Annotated in this window: 9 protein-coding genes; 7 read left to right on the top strand and 2 right to left on the bottom strand. The window is 62.0% G+C overall.

The window, feature by feature from the left end; all coding sequences use genetic code 11:
• Positions 1 to 26 precede the first annotated feature (26 nt).
• The 6 genes from B3C38_RS00525 (at position 27) to leuB (ending at position 11,767) form a co-directional block, all read left to right on the top strand.
• Positions 27 to 5,279, top strand: a complete 5,253-nt coding sequence (locus B3C38_RS00525) for an alpha-2-macroglobulin family protein (protein WP_286724136.1) — start codon at positions 27 to 29, stop codon at positions 5,277 to 5,279.
• Positions 5,280 to 5,516: 237 nt separating this feature from the next.
• Entirely contained in the window at positions 5,517 to 7,037 is a 1,521-nt protein-coding gene (locus tag B3C38_RS00520) for a 2-isopropylmalate synthase (RefSeq protein ID WP_286724134.1), read from the top strand.
• A gap of 1 nt (position 7,038) precedes the next feature.
• On the top strand, positions 7,039 to 8,415 hold the full coding sequence (leuC, locus tag B3C38_RS00515; protein WP_117508464.1) for a 3-isopropylmalate dehydratase large subunit: 1,377 nt from the start codon (positions 7,039 to 7,041) through the stop codon (positions 8,413 to 8,415).
• A gap of 158 nt (positions 8,416 to 8,573) precedes the next feature.
• Positions 8,574 to 9,167 carry a 3-isopropylmalate dehydratase small subunit gene (gene leuD, locus B3C38_RS00510; protein ID WP_286724132.1) on the top strand — a complete coding sequence of 198 codons (594 nt, stop codon included), beginning with the start codon at positions 8,574 to 8,576 and terminating at the stop codon, positions 9,165 to 9,167.
• A gap of 7 nt (positions 9,168 to 9,174) precedes the next feature.
• A complete protein-coding gene (locus B3C38_RS00505; protein WP_018696331.1) occupies positions 9,175 to 10,716 on the top strand; it encodes an alpha-isopropylmalate synthase regulatory domain-containing protein in 1,542 nt (513 codons plus the stop codon).
• The gene (leuB, locus tag B3C38_RS00500; protein WP_195665594.1) at positions 10,706 to 11,767 is read left to right on the top strand and encodes a 3-isopropylmalate dehydrogenase; all 1,062 of its coding nucleotides are present in this window, start codon (positions 10,706 to 10,708) and stop codon (positions 11,765 to 11,767) included. The genes B3C38_RS00505 and leuB overlap by 11 nt, the downstream gene beginning before the upstream one ends.
• Positions 11,768 to 11,896: 129 nt before the next feature.
• On the opposite strand, the gene thrC is transcribed toward leuB, so the two are convergent.
• Positions 11,897 to 13,186, bottom strand: coding sequence for a threonine synthase (gene thrC / locus B3C38_RS00495; RefSeq protein ID WP_286724127.1), 1,290 nt, complete (start codon positions 13,184 to 13,186; stop codon positions 11,897 to 11,899).
• Positions 13,187 to 13,203: 17 nt separating this feature from the next.
• Positions 13,204 to 14,130 (bottom strand): homoserine kinase, encoded by a 927-nt coding sequence (locus tag B3C38_RS00490; RefSeq protein ID WP_117508460.1) that lies wholly within the window; start codon positions 14,128 to 14,130, stop codon positions 13,204 to 13,206.
• An 807-nt stretch (positions 14,131 to 14,937) separates the two neighbouring features.
• Here B3C38_RS00490 and ilvD point away from each other — a divergent pair.
• Positions 14,938 to 16,758: a dihydroxy-acid dehydratase gene (gene ilvD / locus B3C38_RS00485; RefSeq protein WP_022333597.1), complete on the top strand. Its 1,821-nt coding sequence runs from the start codon at positions 14,938 to 14,940 to the stop codon at positions 16,756 to 16,758.
• Positions 16,759 to 16,767: the final 9 nt, after the last annotated feature.

Raw genomic sequence — 16,767 nt, 5'->3', positions numbered from 1 at the left:
GCAAAGTTACCAAAAAACCCAATATTATGAAAACAACATGCCATGCTTTGTTTGCGCTGACCGCCCTGCTCATCGCCTCGTGCAGCAAGCAGACATCCGACATCATCGAATGGTCGACAAACGGAGTGACGGGTGTCAGGATGCCGCTCCACGTGACGTTCGTCGAAAACGTGCAAGTCGAGGAAAGCGCCATGCAGGATGCCATATCGATCTCCCCGGCCGTCGGTTTCGACGCCTACCTGTCGGGGATGCGCATGATCCGCATCGTCCCCAAATCCCCGCTGCAATACGACACGCAGTACAAGGTGGCTATCGACGCCGCGAAACTCACCGGCCGGCAGCACAAAGGCATCGCAGAATTCAGGTTTGCGACCCCCAAACTGCGGTTTACCTACAACGACAGCTGGCTGCAGCAGAACGACGAGATGACCGGCTATGTGCTCATCGGCGAGATCGTCTCTTCGGACTATGCCGACGGCAGCTACATGGAACGGAACCTCAAAATAAGCGGCACGACGGGTACCGACGTCAAATGGACGCATTCGGAAGACGGGCTCACGCACCGATACACCGTGGGCAACATCGTCCCGCGGGGCGATGAGGGCTATACGCTGACGCTCGATTTCAATTACGACGAAAAGCAAACCGTGCAGGTGGAAGTCCCCCGCAAGGACGAATACGCGGTCATCGACCACAGCGTGAATCCGGATCCGCTCGCCATCGTAGTCACCTTCTCCGAACCGATCCGGCAAAACCAGGATCTGAAAAACCTGATCCGCTTCGACACCAAGTTCCGGACTTCGGTCGACAAAAACAGGCTCTACATCTACCCCGAAGCACGCCCCTCGGGAGCACATAGTGTCACGATCGGCCGCGACGTAGTGAGCAAGAACGGGCAGAAGCTCAAGGAGAGCTATTCGTTCATGGCCACGCTGCCGTCGCGTACCCCCTCGATCCGCTTCACGGGCAAAGGCTCGATCCTTCCCTCGTCGAACGACATGTCGCTGCTGTTCGAGGCGGTGAATTACCAGAAAGCCCGGGTGCGGGTACGAAAGATATTCGCCAACAACCTGCTGCAATTCTTCCAGCAGAACTACTACGACGACCAGTACTATTCATCCATGGATTACGTGTCGCGCGTCGTCCGCGACACGACCATCGACCTGGGGGCCAAGTCTTCGACCAGGCTCGACCAGGGCAACACCTATTCGCTCGACCTCAGCCGCCTGATCACCGACAGCCGCAAGTCGATGTACCTGCTCGAAATCCGGGGTGTCGACCCGCTTACGCCCGTCGACGACGAATACGACTACGACTATTATTTCGGGGATTACAGGACTTACAAGGAGCGGTCGAAAGTGGTCGTGCAGTCCGACATTGGCATCATCTGCAAGAGCAGCGGCAGCGACCAGTACGTCGTCTACACGACCGACCTGGTCTCCGCCCGCCCCAAAGGGGGCTGCAAAGTCAGGGCCTACGACCGGCAGAACCAGATGCTGGCCGAAGCGAGCACCGATTCCGAAGGGCGGGCCGTGCTGAAGACGAAGGACGAGCCTTACATCGTCACGGCCGAAGCCGGAGGGGATGTCACCTTCGTAAAGGTAGAACCGGGCACAGCCCTGTCGCTGAGTAATTTCGACGTGGGCGGCACGGCAAATCCCAAGGGGATAAAAGGCTATATCTTCGGCGAACGCGGCGTATGGCGCCCGGGCGACGACATACACCTCACGTTCATCGTCACCTCGGATAATCCGCTGCCCGAAAGCCACCCGGCATCGCTGGAATTCTTCAACCCGAACGGGCAGCTGGTGCAGTCGCTCGTAAACAACAGCTCCTCGGACGGCATCTACACGTTCAGCCTGGGGACGACGCCGGCGTCGCCGACAGGGCTATGGCGGGCCAAGATCACCTTCGGCGGCGCACAGTTCGAAAAATCCGTCCGGGTGGACGCGATCAAGCCCAACCGGATGAAAATCGAGCTAAAACTCGGGGACGGGCAACTGGTCGACGCCGCGCATTTCACGGGCAGCCTGACCGCCCGGTGGCTGCACGGCACCCCTGCGGCCGACGCCAAGGCGGTGCTCCAGGCACAGTTGTCGCAAATCGCCACACGCTTCAAGGGCTACGAGGGCTACTCGTTCGACGACGCCTCGAAATACTTTGGCACCGAAGAGCGGGAAATCGTCACCGGCACCACCGACGCCCAGGGGTCACTGGCACTTTCGACCGACGAGCTCTCCTCGCTGGAGGGGTTGAGCCCCGGTATGCTGAGCGGCAGATTCACGGTAAAGGTCTTCGAAAAGAGCGGCGACTTCAGCGTCGACCAGCAGGTTGCGACCATATCGCCCTATGACACCTACTTCGGGATCGGAGTCGCCACCCAGAAAAGCGACTGGGGCGACGAATACCTCGACAGCAGGAAGGAACATATCATAAAGATCGTGATGCTCGACTCGAAGGGCAAGCCCGAACCCGGCAGTGAAAACGTGCTCGTATCGGTCTATAAAATGGATTCCTACTGGTGGTGGGACGCCTCAACGCCCAATTCCCAGGCGCACTACGCCAAAAATGCGCTCAATTCGAATTACAAGACCCTCCAGGCAACCCTTTCGAACGGCACGGGACAGGCCACGATGCGCTGGAGCACGGGCGATTACGGCTATTACATGATCCGCGTCACGAGCCCGAACCGGGCACACTCGGCGACCCGGATCGTATGCGTATCCTCGTCCGATTGGCGGGGCGACGTCACTTCGGTGACGGATGCCGCCACGCGGCTCGCCCTCACCCGCGACAAGGCCAAATACGTCCCGGGGGACAAGGCCAGGGTCACCATCCCCTCGTCGCCGGGCGCACGGGCGCTGGTCGGCATCGAAAGCGGCAGCGTCGTGCGGGAAAGCTTCTGGGTGGAGTGCACCGGCAAGCAAACCGACATCGAAATCCCCGTCAAGGAGGGGATGGCCCCCAACATCTATGTCTCGGTAACACTCGTCCAGCCCCACAACTCGACGCTCAACGACGCACCGATCCGCCTGTTCGGCGTGACGCGGCTCGACGTCGAGGACGCCGCGCGAAAGCTCACCCCCGTGGTCGAGATGCCCGAAACGGTAAAACCCGAATCGGAGGTGACGATAAAAGTCCGGGAGAAAAACGGCCGGAAAATGAGCTACGTGCTGGCGCTCGTCGACGAGGGACTGCTGGGGCTGACACGCTTCAAGACCCCCGATCCCTACGGTTATTTCAACGCGACCGAGGCACTGGGCGTCCGCACGTGGGACATGTTCGACTATGTCATCGGCGCCTATGGCGGCAGGATCGAACAGATGTTCGCCATCGGCGGCGACGCCGAGCAGCCGAACACGGGGGCGCTCAAGGCACAGCGGTTCAAGCCCGTCGTACGGTTCATCGACGCACAGAAACTGGGCGCCGGGAAGACGAACACGCATAAAATCACGCTCCCGCCCTACTTCGGCGAGGTTCGGGTGATGGTCATCGCCTCGAACGGCCGGGCGTTCGGCGCCGCGGAAAAGGATGTCGCGGTGAAAAAACCGCTGCTGGTACAGGCTACCATGCCCCGCGTAGTTTCCACCGACGAAGAGGTCGAGGTTCCGGTCACGGTCTTCGCCCTCGAAGACGGGGTCGGGAAAGTCGACGTGAAAATCGCCGCGAACGAATCGTTCTCGCCCGTCGGGCCGTCCAGCAAGAGCATCACGCTCGGCCGGAGCGGCGAGGAGGTCGTATCGTTCCGCCTGAAGGTCAACACCAGAACCGGCATCGGGAAGGTGCGGGTCACGGCTACGTCGTCGGGCGACAGCTCCGCGTCGGAAATCGAGCTGGACGTCCGGGAACCGAACCCCTATGTGACCCTGTCGAAGGACTATGTCATCGACCCGGGCAAGACAATGGCGGTAAAACCGCTCAAGGAGAACGGCAAGGCGAAGCTGGAACTTTCGTCGATCCCGCCCATAGACCTTTCTCGGCGCCTCGAATACCTGGTGAGATATCCCCACGGCTGCATCGAGCAGATCACCTCGGGCGCCTTCCCGCAACTCTACCTGCCTTCGGTCGTGGAGTGCGACGCGAACATGTTGCAGGACATCGACCGCAACGTCAAGAGCGTGCTTTCGCGCCTGGGCAGCTACCAGCTCTCCGACGGCGCATTCGCCTACTGGAGCGGCAATACGTCGAGGTCGGAATGGGGGACGGTTTACGCGACGCACTTCCTGATCGAGGCTGCGAAACACGGCTACGGCGTGGACAGGGCGATGCTCGACCGGGCGCTCAAATACCTGCGCGGAAACCCCTCAGACTACTACCTGACCCAGGCCTACACCCAGTATGTGCTGGCGCTGAACGGGACTCCGACCCGGGGTGCCATGAACCAGCTCCGGGAAAAGGCCGCCTCGCTGAGTAGCGACGCCAAGTGGCTGCTGGCGGCAGCATACGCACTGGACGGCAACCGGAAGGTCGCCGAGGAACTGATCTCGCTCTGCGTGGACAACGCGGAAAAGGCCAACCCCTACGACGGCACCTACAACAGCGACGAACGCCGGATGTCGATCTCGCTCATGACGCTCACGATACTCGGACGCCGCGAAGAGGCTTTCCACACGGCGCTGAAGATGTCGGACATCCTCAAGAAGGACAGGTGGCTAAGCACCCAGTCGACGGCATGGATGCTCAGCACCCTTTCCAATTTCGCCGTAGCGGGACAGAACGGCATCGACGCCACTGCGGGCAGGGAGCTCGTCAAGACCGACAAATCCATCGCGAGCATGCCCCTGGCCGCACCGACCGAGGTGAGGAACAATGGTTCGGGCAGCCTCTATGCGGTCGTCAGCCAGAGTTATACCCCCGGCAAGGGCGAGGAAACCGAAGCTGCGAACGGCATCCGGATCGACGTGCGTTACACGAATATGGACGGTGAGGCCATCGACCCGGCCTCGATCCGGGTATCGACCGATTTTTACGCCATCGTGACCGTCTCTAACACCAGCGGCCACGAACGGTACGCCGATCTTGCGCTGACCCACATCTTCCCGGCAGGATGGGAGATCACCTCCGAACGGGACTTGTCGTCGCTCACCTACCAGGATATCCGCGACGACCGGGTGCTGAGCTACTTCGACCTGAGCCGGGGCGAAAGCAAGGAGATACCCGTCAAGCTGACGGCAACCTACAAGGGGCGCTACTACCTGCCTTCGGTCTACTGCGAGGCGATGTACGACAACGCCGTCCGCGCCCTGAAAAAGGGACAGTGGGTCGAGGTGGTCGATTAATGCCGCCCCGGCAGCCGAGAAAACACAGCGCAACCGGCAACAGGTTCCGGCAACACCTGAAAATATTATGGCAAAACGGCTTCGGGCATCCGGAGCCGTTTTTATTTCCGGATTCGTACTCCCGTAGGGAAAACGCCGCTAAATTCGGGTATAAGAGGCACTTTCCTCCGGTAAAATAGGAATTTGGAAAATATTTTTAATATATTTGTTGCCAAGGTTAGTTAGATTAGTCATATTATGTGCGAGAAACTGTTTATTTTCGACACCACGCTCCGTGATGGCGAGCAGGTGCCGGGCTGCCAATTGAACACCACCGAGAAGATCGAAGTCGCCAAGTTGCTGGAAAGCCTCGGCGTGGACGTCATCGAAGCGGGGTTCCCGATTTCCAGCCCCGGAGACTTCAACTCCGTACTCGAGATTTCGAAGGCCGTTTCGGCCCCGACGATTTGTGCGCTGACCCGCGCCGTGAAAAAAGACATCGACGTGGCCGCCGATGCCCTGCGACTGGCCAGGCACAAGCGCATCCACACGGGTATAGGCGTTTCGCCCCAGCACATTTACGACAAACTGCGCTCAACGCCCGAGAAGATCCTCGAACAGGCCGTCGAAGCCGTGAAATACGCCAAAAGCTATGTCGAGGACGTGGAGTTCTACGCCGAAGACGCCGGGCGCGCCGATCCTCAATACCTCGCCCGCGTGGTCGAGGCCGCCATTGCGGCCGGGGCTACGGTGGTCAACATCCCCGACACCACGGGTTACTGCCTGCCCCACGAATACGGCGCGAAGATCAAATACCTGGTCGACCACGTATCCAACATCGACAAGGCGATCATCTCGACCCACTGCCACAACGACCTGGGCATGGCTACGGCCAACACCCTGAGCGGCATCCTCAACGGTGCGCGGCAGGCCGAGGTGACAATCAACGGCATCGGCGAACGCGCAGGCAACACCTCGCTCGAAGAGGTGGTGATGACGCTGCGCTGCCACAAGGAGATCGCCGTCGACACCGACATTGACGCACGCCTGATCACCAAAGCATCGCACCTAGTGTCGAGCCTAATGAACATGCCCGTGCAGCCCAACAAGGCGATCGTCGGCCGCAACGCCTTCGCCCACTCGTCGGGCATCCACCAGGACGGCGTGCTGAAAGACCGCCAGACCTACGAGATCATCGACCCGCAGGACATCGGCCTCAACGAGTCGGTCATCGCCCTGACGGCCCGCAGCGGCCGCGCGGCGCTCGTACACAGGCTCGAACTGCTCGGCTACGACCTCACGCAGGAAGAGCTGGACGCAACCTACGCCAAGTTCCTCGAGCTTGCCGACAAGAAAAAGGAGATCCACGACTACGACCTGTTATACCTGGTAGGCGACATCAACCGCATGAAACAGCAGTCCGTATCGCTCAAATTCCTGCAGGTGACCACCGGCACGCTCGTCCCGACGGCGACCGTGGTGCTGAAGTTCGGCGACCACGAGCGCATGGCGATCGCCACGGGCAACGGCCCGGTGGATGCCGCCGTGTCGGCGATCAAGACCCTGATCAACGAGAAGGTCGTGCTCATGGAGTTCCTCATGCAGGCCATCACCCGCGGTTCGAACGACGTGGGGCGCGTACACGTACAGGTACAGTGCGGCAGCCGCACCGTCCACGGCTTCGCCGCGCATACCGACACCACACGGGCGTCGATCGAGGCGTTCCTCGACGCGCTGCGCGTACTGAACGTAACCGAACGCAAGGAAAAGGAGGAGTAAGATGGGCAGGACACTTCTGGACAAGATATGGGATGCGCACACCGTGCGCACCGAAGACGGCGGACGCTCGGTGCTCTACATCGACCGCCAGTACATCCACGAGGTGACGTCGCCCGTGGCTTTCGCAGGCCTGGAACGGCGCGGCATCGGCGTGGCACGCCCGGCACAAATCACCGCCACGGCCGACCACAACATCCCGACCGTCGACCAGCACCTGCCGATCGCCGAGGCCGAATCGCGGCGCCAGGTCGAGGCGCTGGAGGCCAACTGCGCCAAATTCGGCATCGAACATTTCGGCGTGGGAAACCCGCGCCAGGGCATCGTGCACATCATCGGCCCCGAACTGGGATTCACACAGCCGGGCATGACCATCGTCTGCGGCGACAGCCACACCTCGACGCACGGGGCACTGGGCGCCGTGGCATTCGGCGTTGGCACTTCGGAGGTCGAGATGGTCTTCGCCAGCCAGTGCATCATCCAGTCCAAGCCGCGGAGCATGCGCATCACGGTCGACGGGACACTGCGCCCGGGCGTCGAAGCCAAGGATGTCGTGCTCTACATCATCTCGCAGCTCACCGCTTCGGGCGGCACGGGCTACTTCATCGAGTTCGCCGGCGAAGCGATCCGATCGCTCTCGATGGAGGGGCGCATGACCGTCTGCAACATGAGCATCGAGTGCGGTGCGCGGGGCGGCATGATCGCCCCCGACCGGACGACGTTCGACTACCTGCGCGGGCGCGAACGTGCGCCGCAGGGAGCGGCGTTCGACCAGGCCGTCGCCCGCTGGGAGGCGCTTTACAGCGATGCCGACGCCGTATTCGACAAGGAGTACCGGTTCGATGCCGCCGACATCGCCCCGATGATTACCTACGGCACCAACCCCGGCATGGGCATGGCCGTCGATGCGCAGATCCCGGCCGAGGCCGACCCCAAGGCATTGGAGTACATGGGATTCAAAGCCGGGGAAAAGCTGCTCGGCAAACCCGTCGACTATGTCTTCGTGGGCAGCTGCACCAACGGCCGCATCGAAGACCTGCGGCGCTTCGCCAAGCTGGTCGAAGGCCGGCGCAAGGCCCAGGGCGTGACGGCATGGATCGTCCCCGGTTCGAAAGGCGTCGAAGCCGCCGCACGGGCCGAAGGGCTCGACAAAGTGCTCGCCGCCGCCGGGTTCGAGCTCCGGCAGCCGGGCTGCTCGGCGTGCCTGGCGATGAACGCCGACAAGATCCCGGCAGGCAAATACAGCGTTTCGACCTCGAACCGCAACTTCGAAGGGCGCCAGGGGCCCGGTGCGCGCACCATGCTTGCAGGCATTGCGGTAGCCGCCGCGGCCGCGGTATGCGGCAGGATCGAGGATCCGCGCAAGGTGTTTGAAATGTAAAAATTTTTAACTTCGGTTTGGATCGGCCGGTCGTTGCCGCCGCCTTCGGCGTCGTTTATAATTCCGGCCCACCCCCAAACCCCCGCTTCAGGCAGGGGCTTACATGCCGCTTTGCGGCAAAATGGCCGCTGCCGAATGCCGGAAAAAACAAAACCAATATGTCCATACCCAAATTCGAAACCTTCACCTCGGGGGCCGTGCCCGTGAGCACGGAGAACATAGATACCGACCAGATCATCCCGGCACGTTTCCTGAAAGCCACCCAGCGCAAAGGATTCGGCGACAACCTCTTCCGTGACTGGCGCTACGACGCCCAGGGGCAGCGGATCGCCTCGTTCCCGCTCAACGACAGCCGTTATGGGGGCAAAATCCTCGTCGCAGGCCGCAATTTCGGCTGCGGCAGTTCGCGCGAGCACGCCGCATGGGCCATCGCCGACTACGGGTTCCGCGTCGTGGTGTCGAGCTTCTTCGCCGACATCTTCCGCAACAATGCCCTCAACAACGGGCTGCTGCCGATCACGGTAAGCGGAGAGTTCCTCGCGGCGGTCTTCGCGGCGATCGACGGCGACCCTGCGACGCAATTCACCGTAGACCTGGACAACCAGACGCTGACGATCTGCGCCACGGGCCGCAGCGAGCGCTTCGAGATTGACGCATACAAGAAGCGGTGCCTGCTGAACGGCTACGACGACGTGGACTACCTGCGCAGCATCGCGCCCCAGATCGAAGCGTTCGAACAGGCGCATAAATAGCAGCGCGATGTATCCCCGCGTAGAAATAATGGATACCACGCTGCGCGACGGCGAGCAGACGTCGGGGGTTTCGTTCAACGCCCGCGAAAAACTCTCCATCGCCCGGCTGTTGCTGGAAGAACTGTGCGTGAGCCGCATCGAGATCGCCTCGGCGCGGGTTTCGCAGGGCGAGCAGGAGGCCGTGCGCCGCATCGCCGAATGGGCTGCCGCGAAGGGTTATACCGACCGCATCGAGGCGTTGGGATTCATCGACGGCGGCGTGTCGCTCGACTGGCTCGGCCAGGCCGGGTGCCGCGTGGTGAACCTGCTGGCGAAGGGGTCGCTCAAACACTGCCGCGAACAGCTGCGCCGCACCCCGCAGGAGCACCTCTGCGACATCCGCGCCACGATCGGCGGGGCCGTCGCGCGGGGCATGAAGGTGAACGTCTACCTCGAAGACTGGTCGAACGGTATGCAGGATTCGCCCGGGTACGTCTACACGATACTCGACGGACTGGCCGACGCCCCCGTGCAGCGCTTCATGTGCCCCGACACGCTGGGCATCCTCGACCCCTATGCCACCGAACGGTTTTGCCGCGACATGGTGACACGCTATCCGCAGCTTAGGTTCGACTTCCATGCCCATAACGATTACGACCTGGCCGTGGCCAACACCGCAGCTGCGGTGAAAGCCGGGTTCCACGGGGTTCACGTAACCATAAACGGGCTGGGCGAACGCGCAGGAAACGCACCCCTGTCGAGCACGGTGGCCGTGCTGCACGACCGGCTGCACTGCCTCACGGGCATCGACGAAACGAAGATCAACCACGTCAGCCGCATGGTCGAGACCTACACGGGCATCCGTATCCCGGGCAACCGCCCGATCGTCGGCGAGAACGTCTTTACGCAGTGTGCAGGCATCCATGCCGACGGCGACAACAAGAACAACCTCTATTTCAACGAGCTGCTGCCCGAACGCTTCGGACGCGTACGCGAATACGCCCTGGGCAAGACCTCGGGCAAGGCCAACATCCTGAAGAACCTCGAAGCGCTGGGCATCGAGCTCGACGAAGCCTCGATGCGCAAGGTGACCGAACGGGTGGTCGAGCTGAGCGACAAGAAGGAGCTGGTGACGGCCGAAGACCTGCCCTACATCATCGCCGACGTACTGCGCTACGACCAGGTCGAAAACCCCGTGCGGATACTCAATTACAGCCTGTCGCTGGCACAGGGGCTGCACCCGGCCGCTACGCTCAAGATCGAGATCAACGGCTGCGAATACGAGCAGACCTCGGTCGGCGACGGCCAGTACGACGCCTTCATGCGGGCGCTCAGGCAGATCTACAAGCACCAGCTCGGCCGCGAGTTCCCGATGCTGCGCAACTACACCGTCTCGATCCCGCCCGGCGGACGAACCGATGCCTTCGTGCAGACGATCATCACGTGGGAGACGGGCGGCAAGGAGTTCAAGACCCGCGGGCTGGATGCCGACCAGACCGAAGCCGCCATCAAGGCGACGATCAAAATGCTGAACATAATAGAACCAACATACAACGACCATGGATGTTAACATAGCTCTTTTAGCCGGCGACGGCATCGGCCCCGAAATCATTGCCGAGGCCACGAAAGTACTCGACCGCGTGGCGGCGAAATTCGGACACCGATTCGACTACCGCGAGGCGTTAGTGGGCGCCTGCGCCATCGACGCCACGGGCGACCCCTATCCCGACCAGACGCACGCCATCTGCCAGGCTGCCGACGCCGTATTGTTCGGTGCCATCGGCGACCCCAAGTACGACAACGACCCCAAGGCCCCGGTACGTCCCGAGCAGGGACTGCTGCGCATGCGCAAATCGCTGGGACTGTTCGCCAACCTGCGCCCCATCGCATTGTTCGACACGCTGGCCGACCGCTCGCCGCTCAAGGCAGAGGTGGTGCGCGGCACCGATTTCATTTGCGTGCGCGAACTGACGAGCGGCATCTATTTCGGCCGACCGCAGGGGCGTAACGAAGCCGGGACGGAGGCTTTCGACACCTGCACCTACACGCGCACGGAGATCGAGCGTGTGCTGGACGTCGCATTCCGGCTCGCCATGAGCCGCCGGCGGCGCCTGACGGTCGTGGACAAGGCCAACGTGCTCGAAACCTCGCGCCTGTGGCGGGAGGTCGCGCAGGATATGGCACCTCGGTACCCCGGGGTGGAGATGGAATTCATGTTCGTGGACAACGCCGCGATGCAGATCGTACGCCAGCCGACCCATTTCGACGTGATCGTCACCGAGAACATGTTCGGCGACATCCTCACCGATGAGGCCAGCGTCATCAGCGGCTCGCTCGGCATGCTCCCCTCGGCGAGCGTCGGGTCGGAAGTGGCGCTCTTCGAGCCGATCCACGGCTCCTATCCGCAGGCCGCCGGGAAGAACATCGCCAACCCGATGGCCACGATCCTCTCGGCCGCCATGCTGCTCGAACACCTGGGGCTCGACACGGAGGGCAGCGCCGTGCGGGCCGCCGTAGACCGGGCGCTCACCGAAGGCGTCGTCACCGAAGACCTCGCCGCACAGGGCGAACGCCGCTACTCGACCTCCGAGGTCGGGGACTTCATCGCCGCGCATATTTAGGCACGCCCCGCTCCGGGGGCTCCTATCCGCAAAAAAGGGGTTGCAACCGCAAAGGTTGCAACCCCTTTTTCCGTGCAGGCCACGAGGCGCACCCCGCCCGGACAGCAACGCCACGGCCCGGCAGCCGGTTTATATCCCGGCCACGAATTGCTCGAGTGCCCCCAGGTCGGCCGCCATAGGCTCCGAAACCCGGGGCAGGCAGGCGAGCCGGGCCAGCCGCGGAGGCAGCGGAACCGCAGCCCCCGTGACGGGGGAGATGACCTCCCCGAATTTGGCGGGATGCGCCGTAGAGAGGTAAAAACCCGGTTTCCCGCACGCTACGGAAGCGGCATATCCGATGGCGCTGTGCGGGTCGGAAAGGTATCCGTAATTGCGGTGCAGCCCGTCGATCGTACGGCGGATCATGGCATCGTCGCAGCGGAATCCCTCCAGTTCATCACGCAGGGCATCCGGCTCACCGCCGCAGAGCCACAGCATACGTTCGAAATTGCTCGGCGCTCCGACGTCCATCGCATTGGCCGGCGTCCGCACCGACGGCCTCGGACGGTACTCGCCGCTGCGCAGGAACTCGGGCACCACGTCGTTCCGGTTCGAAGCCGCGACGAATCCGCCGAGGGGGAGCCCCATGCGGCGGGCGAGCATCCCGGCCGAGAGGTTTCCGTAGTTACCGCTCGGCACCACGACCACAGGTCGCCCGCCGCCCGTCTGCTGCCGCCACAGGCAATAGCCGTAGAAATAATAGAATGCCTGCGGTATCCAGCGCAGCAGGTTGATCGAATTGGCCGACGACACGCGGTGCCCCGCACGGAATTTTGCGTCGGCAAACAGCTCCTTGACCAGCCGCTGGCAGTCGTCGAACGTCCCGGCCACACGCAGCGGGTGGATATTGCCGCCGAGCGTGGTCATCTGGCACTCCTGCAGCCGGCTGATCTTCCCTTCGGGATAGAGCAGCACCACCTCGACGCCCGGCACGCCGTAAAACCCGTGCGCCACGGCGCTGCCCGTGTCGCCCGACGTAGCCGTCAGGATCACCAGTTTTTCGCCGGCACCGCCCATCAGGCCGATCATCCGCCCCATGAAGCCCGCACCGTAATCCTTGAATGCGAACGTCGGGCCGTGGAAGAGCTCCAGCGTATAGCGGCTGCCGACACGGCGAAGCGGCAGCGGAAAGTCGTAGATCCGCTCCATCTCCCGCCGCAGGAGGCCGGGGTCGATGTCGTCACCGAAAAAAAGTTCCGCCAGGTATCCGGCCAGCGCGGCATAGGACTCCCCGGCCAGCCGCTCCGCAACGGCCATATCGGCCTGCGGGATACGTTCCGGAACGAACAACCCGCCGTCGGGTGCCAGCCCCGCCTGCACGGCCTCGCGAAGCGAAAAGGCGTGTGCGCATGTTTTGTCTTTCGTGCTGTAATATTTCATCTGTTTGTCGTTTTATACTATTCCACAATCCTTGCCCCGCAGTTCGACACGCGGCCCGCATATATTTTGCAGCCGATACCGGGGCGGGCGAAATGCGCCTGCATCCGCTGCGCGACCCGCTGCGCGACGGCCTCATCGGCAGCCAGGGCGAAGATCGAAGGCCCCGACCCGGCAATGTTCATCGCCAGGGCGCCTTCGGCGAGCACCCCTTCCTTCAGTTGGTCGTAACCCGGAATGAACCCCTTGCGGTAAGGCTCCGCCACCACGTCGTGCATCGACCGGCCGATCAGCGCCACGTCGCCCAGGGCGAACCCGGCCACCAGCCCGCCGACATTGCCCCACTGCGTCACGGCATCGTGCAGGGGTACCTCGCGGGGAAGCACTTCGCGCGCCTGCTTGGTACTGACCACGATGTCGGGATGCACCACGGCGTAGAAAAAGCCCTCGGGGACGGGCAGGCGCACAATGTCCAGCGGTTCGTACCCCCGGATCAGCACCACGCCGCCCAGCACGGCAGGGCCCACGTTGTCGGCATGGGGCGTACCGCCGATGAGCGCCTCGCCCATCATCGCGAACTCCACGAGCCGCTCCCCTGAAAAGGGACGTCCCAACAGTTCGTTCACACCCCAGACCGCTGCGGCCGACGAAGCCGCACTTGATCCGATACCGCTGCCGGGAGCGATCTTTTCGAGGATCGTAACTTCGACCCGCACGGGTTTTCCGTATGCCCCGAGCAGTGCCATCACCGCCGGGGTAATCACGTTGTCCTCGTTTTTGGCGGGAAGTTCCTTCCCGCTGCGGTTGCGGATAACGAGCTCCCCGGCACCTTCTTCGATGCCGACCTCCAACAGGTCGCCCACGCCGTCGAGCGTCAGCCCCATCACATCGAAGCCGCAACCCAGGTTCGCCACCGTTCCCGGGGCGAAAACTTTGATATATCGCATGATAAAAATCTCCTTTTGAATGAAACTACCTTTGATCGAACCGGGCTTTCCGTTCCGGCAGCCTTGGCCGGAAAATGCATAACGGGTATGCTCGTGACGGAAAAATAACAACTACACCCCCACAGGGGTTGTCGTAGTGGTAGTAGCGGAGATAAGGACGGTGAAAGAAACGGCGCACGCCACCGGGCTGCAGGCAGCCCCGCATTCCCCGGTCATCGTATGGTTCCGTTTCATATCCATCGGGGACAAATATAAAACAAAAAAATTTAATATCCAAATCCGGGTAACAAATCGTAAGCCGCCCTAAAAAGCACCGGCAGCCGCTTTATATATATAGGAGCATTCCGGAAAGGCTGAAAACATCGGCATTGACGACAAACCGTAAGATATTAGGGGTTCCCGGAAGGCCTGCTTTCCTCCGAATCGGGCTAAAAGCGGTTAAAAGGCCAAAAAATACGGTTTCAAACTGTAAGATAAAAAGCTTCTATCCGGGTTGTCATAAAGCACAAGAGGGGTAATAGGTTCCGGATTATCACATTATTAAATTTTTTGCAAAATTATTTTGACGAAACGATTTTATATCCCTATCTTTGAAACGGAACAAATACGGAAATTCCGGACATGAACGCCCAGAACCATTCGAATAATAACGTCATTAATCTGCTGCTCGTCGTCTTTGGCAAGATAACGGGAGAAAGGTGATGTGTATATCCGAAAGATGATAAAAAGGCCTTTCTCCCGATGGAGAAAGGTTTTTTATTATCCGGGCAGATGGCAAAGGCGCAATACGCAGAAAACAAGAAAAAGATGAAACACCCACTCAGAAGTGCCGTCACGACGACGGGCCGGCGTATGGCCGGAGCCAGGAGCCTGTGGCGTGCCAACGGCATGCGCGAAGAGCAGTTCGGCCGCCCGGTCATCGGCATCGCCAACTCGTTCACCCAGCTGGTTCCGGGACACGTGCACCTGCACGAAATCGGACAATACGTCAAGCAGCGGATCGAAGCGCTCGGCTGTTTCGCCGCGGAATTCAACACCATCGCCATCGACGACGGCATCGCCATGGGACACGACGGCATGCTCTATTCGCTGCCCTCGCGCGAGATCATTGCCGACAGCGTCGAATATATGGCCAATGCCCACAGGGTCGACGCACTGGTCTGCATCTCGAACTGCGACAAGATCACCCCGGGCATGCTGATGGCCGCCATGCGGCTCGACATCCCGACCGTCTTCGTATCGGGCGGGCCGATGGAGGCGGGGCATCTCGGCGAGCGGGCGCTCGACCTGATCGACGCCATGGTAATGGCTGCCGACGAAAATTGCAGCGACGAACAGGTGGCGCGCGTCGAACGCGCCGCATGCCCCGGCTGCGGTTCGTGCTCGGGGATGTTCACCGCCAACTCGATGAACTGCCTGACCGAAGCGCTCGGACTCTCGCTCCCGGGCAACGGCACCGTCGTGGCCACGCATGTCAACCGCCGCCGCCTGTTCGAAGAGGCCGCAGCGCTGATCGTCCGCAATGCCGAACGCTATTACTTCGAGGGCGACGACTCGGTGCTCCCGCGCTCGGTGGCCACGAAGGCAGCCTTCGAGAATGCCATGTCGCTCGACATCGCCATGGGCGGCTCGACCAACACGGTGCTGCACCTGCTGGCCGTAGCCCACGAGGCCGGGGTGGATTTCACGATGCAGGATATCGACCGCCTTTCGCGCCGGGTGCCCGTGCTGTGCAAGGTCGCCCCCAACTCGCATTACCATATCCAGGATGTCAACCGTGCGGGCGGCATCCTCTCGATCCTGGGCGAACTCGCCCGCGGCGGACTGCTCGACACCTCGGCCGGGAGGGTCGACGGGCGCACGCTCGGCCAGGCCATCGCGGCCTTCGACCTGCGGAGCGAAACAGCGAGCAGCGAAGCCAAACAGCGCTACCTGAGCGCCCCGGCCGGCCTTTACAGCCGGGAACTGGGCACACAACGGACTTATTACGACACACCGGACACCGACCGCACGGCAGGCTGCATCCGCGATCTGGAACACGCCTATTTCCGCGACGGCGGGCTGGCCGTACTGACGGGCAACATCGCCCGCCGGGGCTGCATCGTCAAGACGGCCGGCGTCGACGCGTCGCTGTTTGTCTTCCGCGGGCGCGCCCGCGTCTACGAATCGCAGGAGCAGGCCATCGGCGGCATCCTCGGCGGCGAGGTGCAGGCCGGCGACGTTGTTGTCATACGCTATGAAGGCCCCAAGGGCGGCCCCGGGATGCAGGAGATGCTCTACCCCACGTCGTACCTCAAATCCAGACACCTCGACAAAGCCTGCGCGCTGATTACCGACGGCCGCTTCTCGGGCGGAACGTCGGGGTTGTCGATCGGTCACGTCTCGCCCGAAGCGGCTTCGGGCGGGGAGATCGCCGTCATCCGCACGGGCGACGAGATCGAGATCGACATCCCGCGGCGCTCGATCCGCCTCATGGCCGGCGACGACGAAATCGCCGCGCGCATGGCTGCACAGCAGCATTTCCGCCCCGCGGCACGCGACCGCCGCATACCCGCGTCGCTAAGGGCCTATGCCAAGCTGGTCAGCTCGGCCGACAAAGGGGCCGTACGCATCGTCGAAGAAGAATAAAACCGGACA

The sequence above is a fragment of the Alistipes sp. UBA1686 genome, from assembly GCF_002320215.1.
GTDB lineage: Bacteria > Bacteroidota > Bacteroidia > Bacteroidales > Rikenellaceae > Alistipes > Alistipes onderdonkii.
The sequence above is the reverse complement of the archived record's forward strand: the minus strand, read 5'-3'. Positions and strand labels throughout refer to the sequence as shown.